The organism is Desulfosporosinus sp. Tol-M2 (assembly GCF_059735615.1).
Map to the genome: position 1 here is coordinate 1 of NZ_JCAIJG010000146.1, position 17,032 is coordinate 17,032.

15 protein-coding genes are annotated in these 17,032 nt (G+C 43.7%); 5 read left to right on the top strand and 10 right to left on the bottom strand.

The window, feature by feature from the left end:
* Positions 1 to 122: 122 nt before the first annotated feature.
* The 3 genes from AC6I5A_RS11315 to AC6I5A_RS11325 all read right to left on the bottom strand — a co-directional run bounded on the left by AC6I5A_RS11315 (position 123) and on the right by AC6I5A_RS11325 (position 1,168).
* On the bottom strand, positions 123 to 416 hold the full coding sequence (locus AC6I5A_RS11315) for an ACT domain-containing protein (protein WP_034615876.1): 294 nt from the start codon (positions 414 to 416) through the stop codon (positions 123 to 125).
* 67 nt (positions 417 to 483) lie between these two features.
* Positions 484 to 804, bottom strand: coding sequence for a HesB/IscA family protein (locus AC6I5A_RS11320; RefSeq protein WP_497900687.1), 321 nt, complete (start codon positions 802 to 804; stop codon positions 484 to 486).
* A gap of 124 nt (positions 805 to 928) precedes the next feature.
* Positions 929 to 1,168: a hypothetical protein gene (locus AC6I5A_RS11325; protein WP_034615941.1), complete on the bottom strand. Its 240-nt coding sequence runs from the start codon at positions 1,166 to 1,168 to the stop codon at positions 929 to 931.
* Between the two features lie 206 nt (positions 1,169 to 1,374).
* Between AC6I5A_RS11325 and AC6I5A_RS11330 the strand changes: the two genes are divergently transcribed.
* Positions 1,375 to 2,064: a tetratricopeptide repeat protein gene (locus tag AC6I5A_RS11330; RefSeq protein WP_497900688.1), complete on the top strand. Its 690-nt coding sequence runs from the start codon at positions 1,375 to 1,377 to the stop codon at positions 2,062 to 2,064.
* A gap of 1 nt (position 2,065) precedes the next feature.
* Here AC6I5A_RS11330 and pepF read toward each other — a convergent pair whose 3' ends face one another.
* Positions 2,066 to 3,868, bottom strand: coding sequence for an oligoendopeptidase F (pepF, locus tag AC6I5A_RS11335; protein WP_034615879.1), 1,803 nt, complete (start codon positions 3,866 to 3,868; stop codon positions 2,066 to 2,068).
* A gap of 378 nt (positions 3,869 to 4,246) precedes the next feature.
* Between pepF and pheA the strand changes: the two genes are divergently transcribed.
* The gene (gene pheA, locus AC6I5A_RS11340; RefSeq protein ID WP_034615882.1) at positions 4,247 to 5,104 is read left to right on the top strand and encodes a prephenate dehydratase; all 858 of its coding nucleotides are present in this window, start codon (positions 4,247 to 4,249) and stop codon (positions 5,102 to 5,104) included.
* Between the two features lie 332 nt (positions 5,105 to 5,436).
* On the opposite strand, the gene thrC is transcribed toward pheA, so the two are convergent.
* Positions 5,437 to 6,912, bottom strand: coding sequence for a threonine synthase (gene thrC, locus AC6I5A_RS11345; protein ID WP_034615885.1), 1,476 nt, complete (start codon positions 6,910 to 6,912; stop codon positions 5,437 to 5,439).
* Positions 6,913 to 6,968: 56 nt separating this feature from the next.
* Positions 6,969 to 7,391 (bottom strand): GIY-YIG nuclease family protein, encoded by a 423-nt coding sequence (locus AC6I5A_RS11350; RefSeq protein WP_497900689.1) that lies wholly within the window; start codon positions 7,389 to 7,391, stop codon positions 6,969 to 6,971.
* A gap of 328 nt (positions 7,392 to 7,719) precedes the next feature.
* Here AC6I5A_RS11350 and AC6I5A_RS11355 point away from each other — a divergent pair, with 328 nt between their 5' ends.
* Positions 7,720 to 9,678, top strand: a complete 1,959-nt coding sequence (locus AC6I5A_RS11355) for an oxidoreductase (RefSeq protein WP_034615888.1) — start codon at positions 7,720 to 7,722, stop codon at positions 9,676 to 9,678.
* Positions 9,679 to 9,736: 58 nt separating this feature from the next.
* Here AC6I5A_RS11355 and AC6I5A_RS11360 read toward each other — a convergent pair whose 3' ends face one another.
* The 3 genes from AC6I5A_RS11360 to AC6I5A_RS11370 all read right to left on the bottom strand — a co-directional run bounded on the left by AC6I5A_RS11360 (position 9,737) and on the right by AC6I5A_RS11370 (position 12,209).
* Positions 9,737 to 10,555, bottom strand: coding sequence for a menaquinone biosynthetic enzyme MqnA/MqnD family protein (locus tag AC6I5A_RS11360; protein WP_034615890.1), 819 nt, complete (start codon positions 10,553 to 10,555; stop codon positions 9,737 to 9,739).
* 72 nt (positions 10,556 to 10,627) lie between these two features.
* A complete protein-coding gene (locus AC6I5A_RS11365; protein ID WP_034615893.1) occupies positions 10,628 to 11,242 on the bottom strand; it encodes an IMPACT family protein in 615 nt (204 codons plus the stop codon).
* A gap of 244 nt (positions 11,243 to 11,486) precedes the next feature.
* The gene (locus tag AC6I5A_RS11370) at positions 11,487 to 12,209 is read right to left on the bottom strand and encodes a demethylmenaquinone methyltransferase (protein ID WP_052168045.1); all 723 of its coding nucleotides are present in this window, start codon (positions 12,207 to 12,209) and stop codon (positions 11,487 to 11,489) included.
* A 297-nt stretch (positions 12,210 to 12,506) separates the two neighbouring features.
* Here AC6I5A_RS11370 and AC6I5A_RS11375 point away from each other — a divergent pair, with 297 nt between their 5' ends.
* Positions 12,507 to 13,487 (top strand): glycosyl hydrolase family 18 protein, encoded by a 981-nt coding sequence (locus AC6I5A_RS11375; protein ID WP_034615895.1) that lies wholly within the window; start codon positions 12,507 to 12,509, stop codon positions 13,485 to 13,487.
* A 281-nt stretch (positions 13,488 to 13,768) separates the two neighbouring features.
* Here the strand turns inward: AC6I5A_RS11375 and AC6I5A_RS11380 are convergent, their stop codons facing one another.
* Complete coding sequence (locus AC6I5A_RS11380) at positions 13,769 to 14,611, bottom strand: hypothetical protein (protein WP_497900690.1); 843 nt, start codon at positions 14,609 to 14,611, stop codon at positions 13,769 to 13,771.
* Positions 14,612 to 14,758: 147 nt separating this feature from the next.
* On the opposite strand from AC6I5A_RS11380, the gene AC6I5A_RS11385 reads away from it, so the two are divergent.
* Positions 14,759 to 17,008 carry a DEAD/DEAH box helicase gene (locus AC6I5A_RS11385; protein ID WP_034615897.1) on the top strand — a complete coding sequence of 750 codons (2,250 nt, stop codon included), beginning with the start codon at positions 14,759 to 14,761 and terminating at the stop codon, positions 17,006 to 17,008.
* The last annotated feature ends 24 nt before the right edge of the window (positions 17,009 to 17,032 follow it).

The following is a 17,032-nucleotide window of genomic DNA, read 5'->3' on the forward strand; positions in this document are numbered from 1 at the left end:
GTCTATTTTGTGTCATACTGCGTCAGCATGTTCACCTAATAGCCCCGCTATGAGGTAAACATACCTCCTTGTCTGACGCAAAATATCCACGGCATCTTTGACTTGTTATTTTCCTCATATGCCTAAATACGGTGCATAAAAGCAAAAATATCTTCGTGTTGGACCTTCACCTGTAGTCCTTTGTTCCTCCCCTCAGCTTCCAGCATACTTGACAGGGCGATCAACTCTATATTTGCCGGATTTAAATCAACGACCATAATCATTGTAAAAAAATCATTGAGGATCGTTTGGCTGATATCCAATATATTTACACTATTTTCGGCAAGTCGCCCGGAGACCCAAGCGATAATACCGATTTGATCATGACCCAAGACGGTAATAATCGCCCGGTTAGACTCTTCCCGTGGTAATGCCATCATTTTTCCTCCCTTTATAGACGAATGAAGAGAGCTCCACGAGCTCTCTTTTTACTGATCTACCGTCTTAGCATCCACTGCAGCTATCACCACAGCCACCGCCGGAATTCGCCGTACGTATTTCAAATCCTCCGCCGTTTACGGAGTCAACATAGTCAATAATCGCTCCCTCTAATTGAGCGGTAAGTTTTTTGTCAGCAATCATTGATACGCCATACTCTTGATCAAGAATATCGTCATCTGTCTTTGACTCTTCCAGAGTCATACCGAAACTCGGGCCGCTTCAGCCAATGCCTGCAAGATAGAGGCGAAGAAACGCATTTTCTTTATTATTAACCTTAAGTACTTCTTTAACTTTTTTTGCAGCAATCTCTGTGATATTGACCATAATTCTTCACTCCTTTAACCTTCGTTTGTACCTTAATAAAGCTTCAATTATATTTATAATATACCACACTTTTCGCTTTTCGCAATCATAACTTAAGAAAATACATTGCCTTTAAAGCCTATGCTCAAACTTCTTTTCCCTCCCCACTGGATTGAAAATCGTTCCAAAGACGACGCACTTCTACTTCAATACTGGCAGGGAGATCTTGCGTAAGTTCCTGCAATTGTTTAATTTCCCCCCGTATTTTTAGTGCCCAGTTGTTTTCTTCCGGCCAGGCAATGAAAGCCTTCGGTTGTGGAACGACAAAGGTACGTAAGCACGCCAGGAGGACTAAAAAAGCTAATAAACGCCATAGCCAACGCATTCTTGAATTCATCCTTTCTGAATAAGCTCCAAAATTAGCTTGTCCGGAAAGCAATAGTTTGAGTCGTTCGGCAGGCAACTTTCGCCAAAACTCTTCCAAAATGTAAAGGGGTTAAAATAGGCTTTAGTCTTATGAATTCATTTATGAAATGCTATAATAGGCTGCAGGGACACTCGTCCATCCATGGACAGCGCAAAGGAGGGTTTATGTTGAAACATTTAAGATTATCGCACATTTTATTGGCAGGTATCCCCCTGATTATCACTTTGATAATCGTTTTTTATTACTTTCCAAAGTACAAAGCAACGCCAACCAACATTCCAATGACTTCTTCTCCATCACCCGTTGAGCCATCGGCTGTCTCTGGCGAATCCAACAGTGTTCCCCTACTCCATGTCTCTGATTCAAGAGTACTGGCTTTGTATAACCAAGGGCTCAAACTCTATTATCAACGCCAATTTCCAGAGGCACTTGCCCTCTTCAATCAAGCGTTGGCAATTGACGCTCATTGTTATGAAGCACTAAACGCCAAGGGAGCGACCTTAGCCTTTCAGGGATACTACGACCAAGGACTTGCCCTAATACAGCAAGCCCTTGGTCTGAATCCTACGTTTGTCTATGGCCATTTCAACCAAGGCTTAGCCAATGAACTGGCCGGACGCTGGGACCCGGCCATTGCCGCATATCAAAAGGCTTTACAACTCGATGATCGTGATACATGGAGTTATTACGGCATCGCAAGCATATACGGACGTCTTGGGAATGTTGACAAAGTCCTGGAATATCTTCAACCGGCGATCAACCTTGACCCTGATGTCAAGGAAGTTGCCCGTGACGAAAAGGATTTTGCATCCGTCCGTAAAGATCCTCGTTTCCAAGCCTTAGTCAAACCCTAGCTTACGCCAGTAATGTCTCCAAACGTTCTACAAGTCCCGTAAAGACCTGGAGGGCATTTCGTACAGGAATAGGAGTCTCCATATCAACACCGGCTTTACGTAACAATTCAATCGGATAATCCGAATTACCACCGCTTAAGAATGCCAAATATCTCGCCACAGCCGGCTCCCCTTCATCTAAAATTGCCCGAGCAAAGGCCATCGCCGCAGAGAATCCGGTTGCATATTTATAAACATAAAACGCATTGTAAAAATGTGGAATACGCGCCCATTCTAAAGCAATTTCCGGATCCAGGATCACCTCTGAGCCATAATAGACGGCATTTAGATTACGATAAATTTCAGATAGGGCGTCGGCAGTTAAAGCGCCACCTACTTCGATAACCGAGTGAATCTTCTTCTCAAATTCAGCAAACATGGTTTGCCGGAAAACAGTACCTCGGAACTGCTCCAGATAATGATTAATCAAATAAGCGAGGGTTTTAGGGTCTTTTGTAGTTTCTAAGAGATGCTCCATAACCAACGCTTCATTTAAAGTAGAAGCAACTTCCGCCACAAAAATTTTATAGCCCGCATAGAGATGGGGTTGTTCACGATTGGAAAAAAAGGTATGCAAGGAATGTCCCATTTCATGGGCAAGGGTAAACATAGAATCCAGCGTGTCTTGATGATTGAGTAAGACATAGGGATGGGAGCGATAAGTTCCCCAGGAATAAGCGCCGCTGGTCTTTCCTTCATTTTCATATACATCAATCCATTTTTTCCGGAATCCTCCTTCAAGAATTTGAAGGTAGTCTTGTCCTAACGGCTTCAGTCCCTCAATTATCATGTCTTTGGCTTCTTCATAAGTTATCACCATTGTCGTTTCGGGAACAATTGGAACATAGATATCAAACATATGCAACTCATCAAGTTTCAAAGCTTTTTTACGCAGTCGGACATAGCGATGCATCTGGGGCAGAAATTCGTGAACCGTATCGATTAGGGAATCATACACCTTTAAGGGAACACGATCATCATCTAAGGAAGCCTCAATCGCCGAAGGATAGTTCCGGGCTTTGGCGAAAAAAACGTCGGATTTTATACTGGCATTCAAGGTTGCCGCCCACGTATTCTTTTGCTTCTCATACGTATGATAAAGCGTCTCAAAGGCCGCTTTTCGTACACCCTGTTCATGGCTTTCCATGAACTTAATAAAATTTCCCTTGGTCAGTTCGATTGATTGGTCCGTTTCATCAACAATATTCGGAAATTTCAAGTCTGCGTTATTGGCCATAGAAAAAATTGCCCCAGGGGCCTCCGCCAATTCTCCGGCTTCTGCTAATAATCTTTCCTCGACTGAACTGAGAATATGCCCTTTTTTACGCAGGATTTCTTCTAGCGCGCGGTTATATAGTTCCATTTTTTCGGACGTTGCGCGGAATTCCTCCAACCGCCCTTCAGGCAGAGCTAACAATTCCGGGACCACAAAGGACACTGCGCTGCTCACCTTCACAGCCAGGGTGCCTGCACGATCTGTCAAGGCTTGATAGTAGGCATTGCGGTTATCCTCATCCCGTCGCATTCGAGCATAAGCATATACTTCTTCAATTTGTAAACTCAAATCATCCAGCCACTCAAAACACGTGATTAAAGTTGCCGGAGCATCTGCTAAATGCCCCTCAAATTTTTTCCCTTCGTCTAAAAGTTTTTCAACGTGGGCGAACTCTTTCTCCCATTGATCATTATCGGAAAAAATGTCCTCCAAATGCCACTTGGTCGCCTCCGGCATTTCTGTTCTAGACTTCAGGCTTCGTTGTTCCATAATTTTCCCTCCAGAAATATAGTTTCACTTATTATATACAGACGAAACGCAAATTACCATTTCCCAGGAACTTTGTTTTCCAAAAGCGAAACAGGCAGCGTACGTTCCACTGCCTGTTTCTTCCGCTTGATCCACTAATCCCCCCGGAAGGTTCCCCAGCCTTCCATTTTCCATTTTACTCGATTTTAGCCTCCTTCGCAAGTGTGTTAACATCACCCAACTTTAACACACTTGTCATAAATATCTATCTGTATTATGATAGTAAAAATAACATCGAACAATGAAGATGAATACCATAAGGGTGTGCAACAAGGTTCTGAATCGTCTCTTTAAGCGGATGGGGCAGACCTTTTCCGTTTCAAAGAAGGAGATTGAAGTATGAATAAGATAGGCTATTTTGGACCAAAAGGGAGTTTTACCGAAGAGGCAATCCATTTATTTATAGCCGCTCATTCTGAATTTAGCGAAACACTGCCTGAGCTTATTTCATTCCCAACAATACCACGCTTACTATTGGCCTGTGAAAATAACGAAATAAACTGGGCCTTTGTCCCTTTGGAAAATTCCACAGAAGGACAAGTTGGCGCGACTATGGATACACTTGGACAAACTGAACATCTATTTATCACCCATGAATTCATCTATCCGATCGAGCAATGTCTTTTGACGCTTCAACCCATGCCGCTTCAACAGATAGAAAAAGTTTATTCTCACGAGCAGTCCCTGGGGCAATGCCGGGATTTCCTCGAAAAACACCTCCCTCATGCTCAACAAATACCTTGTCTGAGCAACTCTGAGGCTGCCCGTAAGATATCCTCCAGCCAAGGAAACTGCGCCGCTATCGGCCCCCGTCGGGCCGCTTGCATCTATAATCTTCATATTCTTCAAGAAGGTATTCAAGATATCGTTCTGAATGCCACACGTTTTGTACTTGTCGGCCATGCCCTTGCGGATATGTCGGATGGCGAAAATAAAACATCTTTTCTAATTGTCGCAGAAAATACACCGGGTTCTCTATACCGTATTCTGGGCGAATTTAGCAAACGCCAGATCAATTTAAGCCGGATTGAATCACGTCCCTCGAAAAGAAAACTGGGCGAATACATTTTCTTTGTGGATGTGGACGGTTATGTCTTCGCTCCTCCCATTCAAGATGTTTTATGGGCCCTTAAAGAAGCTAACATCTCTGTGAAACTGTTGGGTTCCTATCCCAAAGCGCTTTCAGCTGAACAATAAATTAAGGAGAGAGGATAAATCCTCTCTCCTTAATTTATACCTTCAACGTGACAGGTTTGTCCACCACTCCGTAACTGTTTATTCCACGAAGTACCAAGATATCTGAGTTTTGACGGATGTAAAAATCATGTTAAAATTGAATATATGGTTTACATGCAGAAAGCCCAGAGGTTTGCGTTTTAGCTTTAGCGTCAAGCGAATAGCGATGGAACGTGTCGATCACGATAGTCTCCGGTGGAGACTATCGCCGAAGGCGCTGGCCCATGACGAACACTTATCGCCGTAGGATGCTAATACACTTCCCTCAGAACGTGCTAAGATACTTCCTCACCTCACGTAAACATTCTTTGCAGCACCCCGGTAATCCCTTCCGGTACACACACCTCAACCGTTTTAGCGGGTTTTTCATCTAACCCTTGTAACCCCAACGGTATTTTCCACCCAGTCAATTTACTTAGATCCTCAAGGGCAACCCATTCATCCCTCAAACTCGCCTGTTCCTCCCCTTCTAAAGCTTTTAAAACATCCGAAGAGAATTTAAAGGGACTTGCCGTTGAGGCGATAACAGTGAAAGTTTGATCGTTTGTCGCGGCAAGATAGTTTTCATAGACTGTCATGGCAACTGCCGTGTGAGGGTCAAAAACATACTGATAGGCTTTATAACTTCGGGATATTGTCTCTTGAGTTTCCTCTTCATTCGCCCACCCGGCAAAGACTGTTTCTTGACAAAGTTTTAAAGTGACTGGATCGACTGTAAACGTCCCCTGGTTACTCGAATCATACCAAGTCCGAATCTTTTGCACATCTCGCTCACTCATCTCATATAGAAAACGCTCAAAATTACTCGATACCAAAATATCCATAGATGGTGAGCTTGTTTTAAAAAACGCTCGCCGACTTTGATATACCCCGGTTGCAAAAAAATCTGCCAAAACATTATTTTTATTCGAAGCACATATAATTTGGTCAATAGGAAGCCCCATGCGTTTAGCATAATACGCTGCCAGTAAATTACCGAAATTCCCGGTAGGAACCGCCACATTCATATTGCTTCCGGGAGAAACTTTCCCCTGCTCCACCGCTTGCAAGTAGGCCCAATAATAATAAACGATTTGAGGTATAAGCCTTCCTAAATTGATGGAATTGGCCGAGGAAAAGATCAAATGTTTTTCTTGTAACTGCGCCTTCAAAGTGTCCATTGCAAAAATACGTTTTACTGCGGCTTGACATTGGTCAAAGTTTCCCTTAACGGCAATTATGTGGGTATTCATCCCTTCAGTAGTTGTCATCTGACGTTCTTGAACGGCGCTGACGCCACCCTCCGGGTAAAAGACAACAATATGCGTACCTTCTCTATTCTTAAACCCTTCCAACGCAGCCTTTCCTGTATCCCCGGATGTTGCCACGAGAATTAAGACGTCTGTATCCAGAGCCAAACAATCAAGGCTGACTTTCAATAATTCTGGTAACACTTGCAATGCCATATCTTTAAACGCTGCCGTAGGCCCGTGCCAAAGCTCCAGTACTCCAAAATTTCCTACAGAAATCAGAGGTGCGGGATTAAGCCCGTCAAATGTTCCATCTGCATAGACGTTTACAATATCGGAGAGGACGTCCTGTGAGAACTCAGGTAAATATGGGGACATGACATGTTGGGCGACGTCACGATACGTTAACCCCTGCAGGTCCTGCCAATTCAAGGCGGGAAAGGTTGAAGGAACAAAGAGCCCCCCGCTTGGTACCATGCCTAATGTAATCGCCTGCGATGCACTCTGTCCGGAAAGATTACCCCGTGTGCTTTCGTACAATTCGTTTTCCTCCATGCTCTTAAACTTGCATAATTATTTACAATCTATTCGTTGTGTCACGGATGATAATCCGCCTGTTTCAGTAAATTCTGAGAAGTCTCTGTTATGAAGAAGGTCAAATTACGTCGCTCGGCAAGTCGATAAATCAGTTTCGGTTTCTTAATCAATTGTTCCTTTTCCGGTCGCAGGCATCTTTTTATTGCATGTTCTAACCTAAGGGCATCACTCCAAGTGCCTACCTCCCATGCTTGTGCCAAAGAAACTGGAAGATGCGAGGCTGTATACTTTGCCCCGTTCCCTTTTGAAGACCTGCTGTTATGTTCTCGCACCCTCCTTAAGAGGTCCGTCGTTGCACCCGTATAAAGTGTATTGTTGCCACATCTGGCAAGGTACACCCAGCATCCCATATCGTGCCATGCCCCTTCCCTAACATCTTTACCGATAGACGCCAAAACGTGCATTATAGGCGGGCTTAGCAACTATCTTCTCCTTTGCCTATTGTAACATCTTTAATGGTAAAGCACCACTTTTGTTATAATTGCTTACCCCACCGTTTGTCCGGCACGGAATAACACCCCTATAAGTTAGAGAAAATGAAGTATTAAACAAAAACCCTGCCAAACATGGTATAATGGTGTGAAAACGAAATCTGGATAATACTTTTCGATTCGAGAGAAAACGGTATTTTATTACTTGCCAAATCTGGTATAATACTAGTCGAAGAAAATCTCCAAAGTACTGGTATTATTGGGTTTGTAGCTATTTCCAGTGCTAAATCCAAATACAGCAGAAGAGGAGCATTTCAAAATGAAATTACTTACACCAATCAAAATCGGAAATCTGGAAGTTCGAAATAGGGTAGTAATGCCATCGATAACGAACAATTATGCCAAGGATGGTTATGTAACACAACAAATGCTTGATTACTACGAGGCCCGTGCCCGTGGAGGAGTAGGCATGATTTGCGTTGAGGATGGGATCGTTGATTTTCCCATTGGCAACAACACAAAAAACCCCGTCAGCATTGATGACGATAAATACATTCCTATGCTCACGAAATTGAGTACTGTCATTAAAAAGCATGGTGCCCGTGCGGCAATCCAAATTTCTCATGCAGGCAGGAGGGCGGGTCGTGTATCGCCTGAGAATGGCTGTATGGAGGTTACACGAGGGATAATCCCTGTAGGGCCCTCGATTATTGGGCATCCTTTTCCCGGATATGTTGTGCCTCGAGAACTGCGGATTGAAGAAATTGAGGATATTGTAGAAAAGTTCGGTCAAGCTGCACGAAGGGCTATAGAGGCTGGATTCGAAATTGTCGGTTTGCATTGTGCACATATGTATCTTTGCGGTGAGTTTCTATCACCCTGGGCTAATAAACGTACCGACAAATATGGGGGAAGCCTGGAAAACAGGTTAAGATTCACCTTGGAAATTATCCAAAGGATGAAAAAGGAAATGGGCAATGTCCCCTTGATATGCAGGATGAATGGCGAGGAACCGGTAGGCGGCAATACATTACTGGAAATACGTGAAATAGCACGACGTTTACAATCAGCCGGCATCGAAGCCATCAGCGTATCTACAGGCTTTGGCGCTGTGCTGACTGAACGGGATTTTATATCTGCCGAGGCTCCGATCGGTACTCCGGAAGGTTGCATAGTTCACCTCGCTGAAAATATTAAAATCGGCACAACTATACCCGTTATGGCAGGGAACATGATTCGTACACCTGAGTTTGCCGAAAATGTTCTCCTGGAAAATCGGGCGGATATGATCACCATCGGTCGCCCGTTGATTACCGATCCCGATTGGGTAAATAAGGTCAGCGCAGGAAAAAATCGTGATATCCGTCCGTGTGTATCCTGTTGTCAAGGTTGTCTGGGCTATCTCACGCGTGACTTACCCATTACCTGTATCATGAACCCTGTCACGGGAAGAGAGGGAGATCACTCCATGCAGCCCGTCCCTGCGGAACGGGCAAAGAAAGTCCTGGTAATCGGCGGAGGACCCGGGGGATTAGAAACAGCTATTATCGCAGCACGCAGAGGGCATAAAGTTACAATTTGGGAAAAAGCACAGCAACTGGGCGGAACAGTCTTACTTGCTGAACTTCCTCCACGCAAAGCTGAACTTAAAAAAATAACAAATTATTTTCGGCACACTGTCAGCCAATTGAAAATTGACGTCGAACTGGGTAAAGAGGCCAACAAAGAGCTGATTAAAGAGTTTAATCCGGACGCAGTGGTCTTGGCAATTGGAGGCAAGGGTATCCTACCGCCTATTAAGGGGATTACCCAAAACAATGTCTTTTTGGCTAATGATATCTTGAAAAATAACATCACCCTAAGTGGAAAAGTAGTTATTATCGGTGGCGGACAGGTTGGAGTAGAATTAGCTGAATTATTAGGCGAAAAGGGCGTTTCTGTTACGGTTGTCGAAGCATTGCCAAGTGTCGCTGAAGGGGTATTCTTTGGCATAAAAGTGCCTTTAATGTTTAAACTGGAAGATTATAAGGTCCGACTGTTAACGAACACCTTGGCAAAAGAAATTAAAGCTAATGGATTACTAATCGAAAGGAATGGTACTGAGGAATTTATCGAGGCAAGTTCTATTGTCATTGCCGTGGGTCAGACAGCCCAAAATAGCTTGGAGGACGAATTAAAGGAATTTGTACCGGAATTGCATGCCGTAGGCGATTGCCTCAAACCTGGCAACATTATGGATGCTGTACATGAAGGTTATAAAGTGGGACTGATTATATGAAAACCTCCGATTATTCCCCGCCCCTTTTGGGTGGGGAATATCTTTTACATCCCATATTTTACTCCTCCGGCCAAAACTGTAACAAAGGACGACTTGACAACAACTTCAGCTCAAAACACAAATCCAAGTATTTTTTTAGTCCTGTGACAATCGTTTGATCTAATCCATAACTAAACCGGGCAAAATAATTCCTCCAATATTGCAGCGATCCCCCAAGCATGGTCTGGCTAGTCTTTACAATATCCTCCATGTTGCACAATGCCTTCGCTTTAGCGTTTAGAAGCAAATGATATACCGCCTTTAATTCTCTTTCCCGCTCAAAAATCAGCCTTTTTGGGAAAGCCCAAACAGCATAAGTCATGGAGCAGCCGGTATGATAAAGCCATTCTTCGCCCAGATCATAGATATGGCAATCCGGATGAAGAAGCGCTGCTTGAATGGCCGCATCCGCGATCAGAAGCGCTGCGTCTGCCCTGGCCAACATCCCTTGAAGATCAGATGGCATGGTCAGGTAACGTGGAACTACTCCGAAGTAATGATGGAGCAAAATCTTTGTCAGATTCACAGAAGTTGCAGATGTATTTGTCAGAGCAACGGTCAAGCCATCTAAATCCTTCAGAGCAACTTTAGAGAACAAGAGGATCGAGCCTACCCGTCCTTTGGCGGAAACAGAAAGGTTTGGCAACATCGTATAATCTTGCCAATGTTCTCCATAGGAAAATGCGCTAATCGGAGCCATATCAATGCGTCTATCAGACAACATGGCATTATGTCCCGTAGGTTCCGCAGTGATCGATTCCAGTAAAGGATGTTCTTTCGGTAAAAAATGAAACATCGGTAACATATTAGTATTCGGGTTATGTCCAATGCGTATCATGCGTGTACCCCCAAAACATGTAATCCTGGTTATCAGTGAAAAGATTCGGGAAGTCATTAACCGGACAGTAAATCAATCCCAAACAACACTCAGATGCTCATAATGCACTTGTTTCCGAGTAAAATCATCAATCCATTTTTTGAATAACTCGACTTCTTGTTCGGGAACCTTAACAAGAAGTTTGACGACCTCAGTAAATTCTTCCTTTTTAATTATCCAATTATGTTGATCGAACTGATACTTTAGTGGCTCAAACCATTCATATGGTACACGCAATGCAATAATACAATAAAGAGCTAATTTTTTCAGTTCAGTTTCAATTATTACTTGCCGGGCAGTTCCGCCATATGCTCTGGATAGTCCCCCTGTCCCAAGAAGCACTCCCCCAAAATACCTCACTACAACCAATAGAACATTCCAGACATTCCGATGTTGCAGAAGATCGAGTATCGGGCGACCGCCGGTTCCTTGCGGTTCACCATCGTCAGAAGCCTTCTCAATCAATCCCTCGCGCAATCGATAGGCATAGACATAATGTCGCGCGTTGGGGTAATCTTCACGGATTTCCTGCATGGCTTTTTCTATTTGTACGAGTGACGTTAGCGGAACTGCAATCGCAATAAAGCGAGATTTATCAATCACTTGTTCCCAGGTCGTTATTTGAGATAACGTATAAAATCCTTCCACTACTGCAATCCCGGTTTGCGACTCTGAGCTTGGGAAGTTACAATAGTTTGTGCCTGACCCCGTACTCCCAGATGTAAATTCAAAGCGCTCACATCCTTGTCATTAAACTTTACATAATTTTATCATAAATATTATAGTAGCGTTGTGAATTTTTCACCAACGCTACTGTATGTTATGCGGAACACACCAATCGGCATGTAATGCGCCCCAAGTTTCATCCCTTGAATTAACAGCGCACACCTTGTTAAGTTACAGGTTTCGTACCAGTCACAATGGCAACAACACCGCCGGCTAAATTATCGAAATGTGAGTTAATTAATCCACACTCTGTAAAGATCCGGACCAGTTCGTCCTGAGCCGGAAATTCACGGGCGGAGTCATGTAAATATTGATAGGCACTGGCTTTATTAGCCCATATTTTGCCCATTAAAGGAACGAGTTTTTCAAAATATACCCAATAAGCTTGTTTAAACACGGGAAGAGATGGTTTAGCCATATCCAGGGATACGACCTTACCCCCAGGCTTAACTGTGCGTACCATCTCTCGTAATCCCTGACGCAAATCCGGCAAATTACGTAATCCCCAGCCCACCGTTACGCCATCAAAAGTTAGATCCGGAAAAGGAAGCTCCATTGCATTCCCTTGGACGAATCGGATATGACCCGGATTTGAGGAGTGGATCAATGAATGTTTAGCCACCTCAAGCATATTTTGCGAAAAGTCTAAACCAGTTACGTTTCCTTCCGCACCGACGACTTTGCTCAGTTCCATAGAAAGCTGCCCTGTCCCGCAGCAAACATCAAGAATATGCATACCAGGCTTTGCACCGACTCGTTTTACTGCAAAACGCCGCCATCTTTTATCCATTCCAAGACTCATTAAGCTATTCATAAAATCATAATGTCCAGCAATAGAATTAAAAGTCTCTTTGACATAAGTCGCTTTATCTTTACCCAAAAAATCCATAATTATCTCCACAAATGCAATTTGCCATGCACGCAGTCGCGACAATACACATGTCTTAACAAGCACACGGTCAGTATAGCAGAGCAACTATTCAGAAGCAAACTAATCTTTCTGCATAGTCATCCTTTTTGGGCGTATTTATTTCAATAAGTTTCTGGAGCCGTCCGAATGCAGATCAAAAACCCCTCTTCATCCAAGTACCTCCGTTTACTTATTTTACCACTACGAAAAAGAAATTTCTACTCTTCCTCCTCATATCTTATCCTAGGAGTATTGCAACATGAGGAGGAGACCTGTTTGAATTCAAATTGGACACCCAAAGCACGACGCCTTATAGACAAACGATTATGGATACTCGGTTATATATCTGAGGATTTCCAAGGAGACTTGCGCTCAATAAACTCCCTTCGCCGACAGGGTTCCCACATTGATGCTATTGCTGATTTTGCCTTTCAGCTACAGCCTGATGGTCGATTCAAAGGTCAAGTTAATGGACTCGCACTTCAAGAGATCACTACGCGGAGCATTGCGCCACTTATTCTCTTTCATAATTTTAACGGGAAAATCTTTGATCCACTGCCTTTGCGTTCTGTTTTATCTTCCGCCTCTTCTCAGCAGAATTGCATACGCCATATGATAAATTTGCTTCCTCCTGATGCAGCAGGAGTACATTTGGATTTTGAAGGCGTAGAAGCCTCTTATCGAATTCCATTTCTAACTTTTCTGGAATCCCTAAGAGCCTCCTTACATGAACGAGGGTTATTATTAACCATCGCTATACCTGCGAAACATACAGAGTGGGCAGCTCCGGGTTATGACTTTGCTGGAATTGGGCGGTTCTGCGATTCAATTACTTTGATGACCTATGACGAGCACTACTCCGGCGGTTCACCCGGTCCTATAGCAAGTTTACCTTGGATGACCAAAGTGCTCGACTATGCCCTCCGCTACATTCCTCGCGAAAAAATACTATTGGGAGTTCCTGTCTATGGTTACGATTGGTCCGGCGAACCAACTCGAATTCTTCCCATGCGGGATATTCCCGAATTGATCGCTCAAACCAACGCACGCATCCTTTGGTCTGACTCCGCTGTTGAACCTTACTTCTATTATTGGAAAGAACGAGTCAGACATACAGTATGGTATGAAAATGAACTATCCGCAAAGATTCGCTTCGGATTTGTCAAGAGTTATAGTCTAAAAGGCGTTGCCATTTGGCGTCTTGGTTATGAAACAAATCGTTTCTGGCAAATGTTAACGAACAAACTAAAAAAATAATCAAATTTAATTGGACACTTGTCCAATTAGCTTGCATTTATTAGGATAATTGCGGACAATACTATGGTTACAAATAATGCCGCTACCCTAAAAGGGGTGTTGATGGTCGGTTGTATGCGTGCTTGAGTCAATGCTATGTCAACCATACTCTAATTCCTCCTTGGAATTATGAATAGTATATAAACGTCAGTTTATACTATCTGACCAGAAGACCTAAGTCTCTTCATTATACTATGCAAAACATCCGCCAAGAGATCAGAAATGGCGCTTGATAAGAAATATTACATTAGAGTTTCAGTACTTTCCAGTTGATTAATAATGTGCCAACATTCTTCCCAACTTATGTTCAACTGACGCCGCCAGAAAACCATGGCAGCTCGTATCTTTTCACACGTTCGTTCGTTAATCAAGTTTTGATTCGGTGGTTTTCCTCCCCAGGCTTTAATCCATTCCTGATAACACTGAAGCAGTTCTGTCGATTGGCCTTTTAGATATCGGGCAGTATATACACTCGTTAGCCAATGAATCAGCTCATCTTCTCCTCCCCTGGAATATACTTGCCCATCCAAGTCAGCTCCGGCAATTAAGAGGAGTAAAAATAAGAAATGAATACGCACAGCCTGTCGTAAGGACTCCGGATTTATTTGGATGATTTCTGCAAACCTCCCCAAGGGCTTGAGAAATAGTTTAACGCTGGGATCTCGATAAGTACAAATTCCAAAAGCAGATAGCGGGATAGGGAAAACGTCCTCTAACCCGCACTCTTTGAGTTGATCCACTAAGTCTCGTTCAGTCTGAATTAAACGTTGTTCTCTTATTAATAGTTGGTCTGATGTTTCTTTTAAGAAGGATTCCGCGTCTCTGGGACGATCCGGCAGGGAATCCGCCCATTCACGTAAACGGGAACGCCGGGGCATGAGAATATCTATCAACGATCCGGTTTCTTGATGCAATAATTTAAATCCTTGGCGTACCCGTTCGGGATCGCGATATAATCCCCTCATTAACATTTCCGCCGCACGTGGAATTTCCATTGATTCCTCAAACCGGACTATTGATTCTCCGTTTTTCTCTGGAAACTTGAGTCCCATCACCTGCTCAATCTCTAATCGCAACGAAGACACCGCTGATCCCCTCCTAGCCTTTGCCCTTGTCTCTAGTTTCATCATATGGATTCCGGCGGTCATTCAGACCATTCCCTACTCAAAATTGACCATTATCCGCCATTTTGTTAATATTAGTAAAATGAAATTAGAAACGAGCTGACTCACATGTCTAAGCGCACCTATCACCATTTTATCCTCGACTCTTTTCAAGAAGAAGCACTGGGTGCCATTGATGCTGGAAAATCAGTCATTGTTGCTGCTCCTACCGGTACCGGTAAGACTCTTGTAGCTGATTACTTGATTGAAAAAGCAATGAACGAACAATTAAGAGTGATCTACACGGCACCCATTAAAGCGTTAAGCAATCAAAAATACAGGGACTTCAAGGTACAGTTTGGGGAAGAGGCGGTAGGTATCATGACTGGGGATGTTGTCCTTAACCCAACCGCTCCCCTTCTTATCATGACGACAGAAGTCTTCCGCAATCAAGTCATCACGGAAGATCCTAATCTCAACAAGGTCTCGCATATTGTCTTTGATGAAATTCACTGGCTTAATGACGAGGAACGCGGAACAGTATGGGAAGAGTCTATTATTCTGGCACCCCCGAAAATGAAAATCCTGGGTTTAAGTGCCACAATTGCTAATGCAGAGCATTTGGTGGATTGGATCAAATCCATACGGCATGAGGATGTTGCCCTCATCGAAGAATCCAAGCGGGTTGTCCCTATAGAATACTTCTACTACACGAAAGACACTGGTCTTGTCGATTATGATCGATTATGGCATTATTATCGCCAGAAACTCAAAGATCGTCTTCACGATGAAAAACCCTTTGGCCCAACAACCCACCTGGATCTCATTCGTGCGATACAACGTGAGCATCTTCCTGCACTTTTTTTCGTTTTCAGCCGAAAACAGTGTACTTTAAAAGCCATGGAATTATCCTCGATTGCCAGCTATTTAAGATCTCCGGAACGCCGTATGGTTGAAAATAAGTTCCTTTCGCTCTTCGGTCCTGAAATCAACTGGTCAGCGTCTACTCGCGAGCTCAAGCGTTTGTGTTCTAAAGGGATTGCCTATCATCATGCAGGTTTGCTCCCCTCCCAAAAAGTTGTGGTTGAAGAACTCTTTCTAGAACGTTTAATCAAAGTACTCTACTGCACTGAAACCTTTAGTGTGGGAATTAATTATCCCGTCAAAGCCGTTTGTTTTGACTCCCTCAGTAAATATGACGGACGCAATTTCCGTCCGCTTGCGAACCATGAATTTTTCCAAATGTCCGGTCGCGCAGGGCGAAGAGGAATTGATGAAAAAGGGTTTTCTTTTGCTCTCGTGGACTTAACTTATATGGAAAAAAATCCGCCCCCTAAATTCCAGTTAGATCGCCTCGAACCACTTACCAGCCAATTTAGACTTACTTACAATACAGTTCTTAATCTCACAGCCACTCTTTCGCAGGAGCAAATAGAAACTTACTTTCAAAAAAGTTTTGCCGCTTACAGTTACCACTTAAGCTCCAAACATCTGCACACCGAATTAGCCCAGATCCAGCAACAACTTGAAGGGGCGCAACATCACCTCTGCGAAGCAGTTGGCACGTATATCTGTCCCTTGAAGCATCACCCCAAATGGAAGGAATTAGTGCGGCTGAAGAAAACATATAAAGCTTTAGGGCCCCGAAAACAAACCCGCGTTTACGGACGAGAAATGGCTCGAAAAATCCGGGCATGGGATAGACTGTTAGCCCTGTCTCCGAAGAGTTGCCCCTCAGCACGACAAGATAACTGCAAGAAGCATAGCAAGGCCTACTTAACAATCCAACAACGCCGTAAAGAGCTTCAAACAGCCTTAGAGGGTCTTCCGGAGGAAAATGCCTTCTTCCGCGAATTTGAATACAAGAAAACTCACCTTCGTCAAATAGGCTATTTACGGGAAAATGAACTCCTGCCCCGTGGTACTTGTGCCAGTCGTATTTATGTGCAGGAACTTCTGGTTACCGAACTAATTTACTCGGACGTATTCACCCAAATTGACGACGATCAACTTAATGCCTTGCTGTCCAGCATCGACTTCGAAGCAAGGAAAAATGATATGTTTCAGCGTACCGGGGTTTTTGATACCGCGCCGGTCAAAGAAATCTGCGAGTACATCCAAAGCATTTGCGGCGAAGACGCAATAAGATACGATCCACGCGTAGCGGGGATTACCTACGCCTGGAGTCTAGGCAAAACGTTCGTTGAAGTACAAGCTTTATGCAATCTCGATGAGGGTGACATCATCAGCGTTTTCAGGCGAACCATAGATCTCTTGCGTCAGATGCGGGAGGCCATAAGCGATTCCGTCTTGCGAACGCGCTTAAAAGCATGTATGAAAAAACTTGATCGGGATGAAGCTGCGATAATGGAACTTTAGTTAACATTTCTTAGCCGGGTTTTC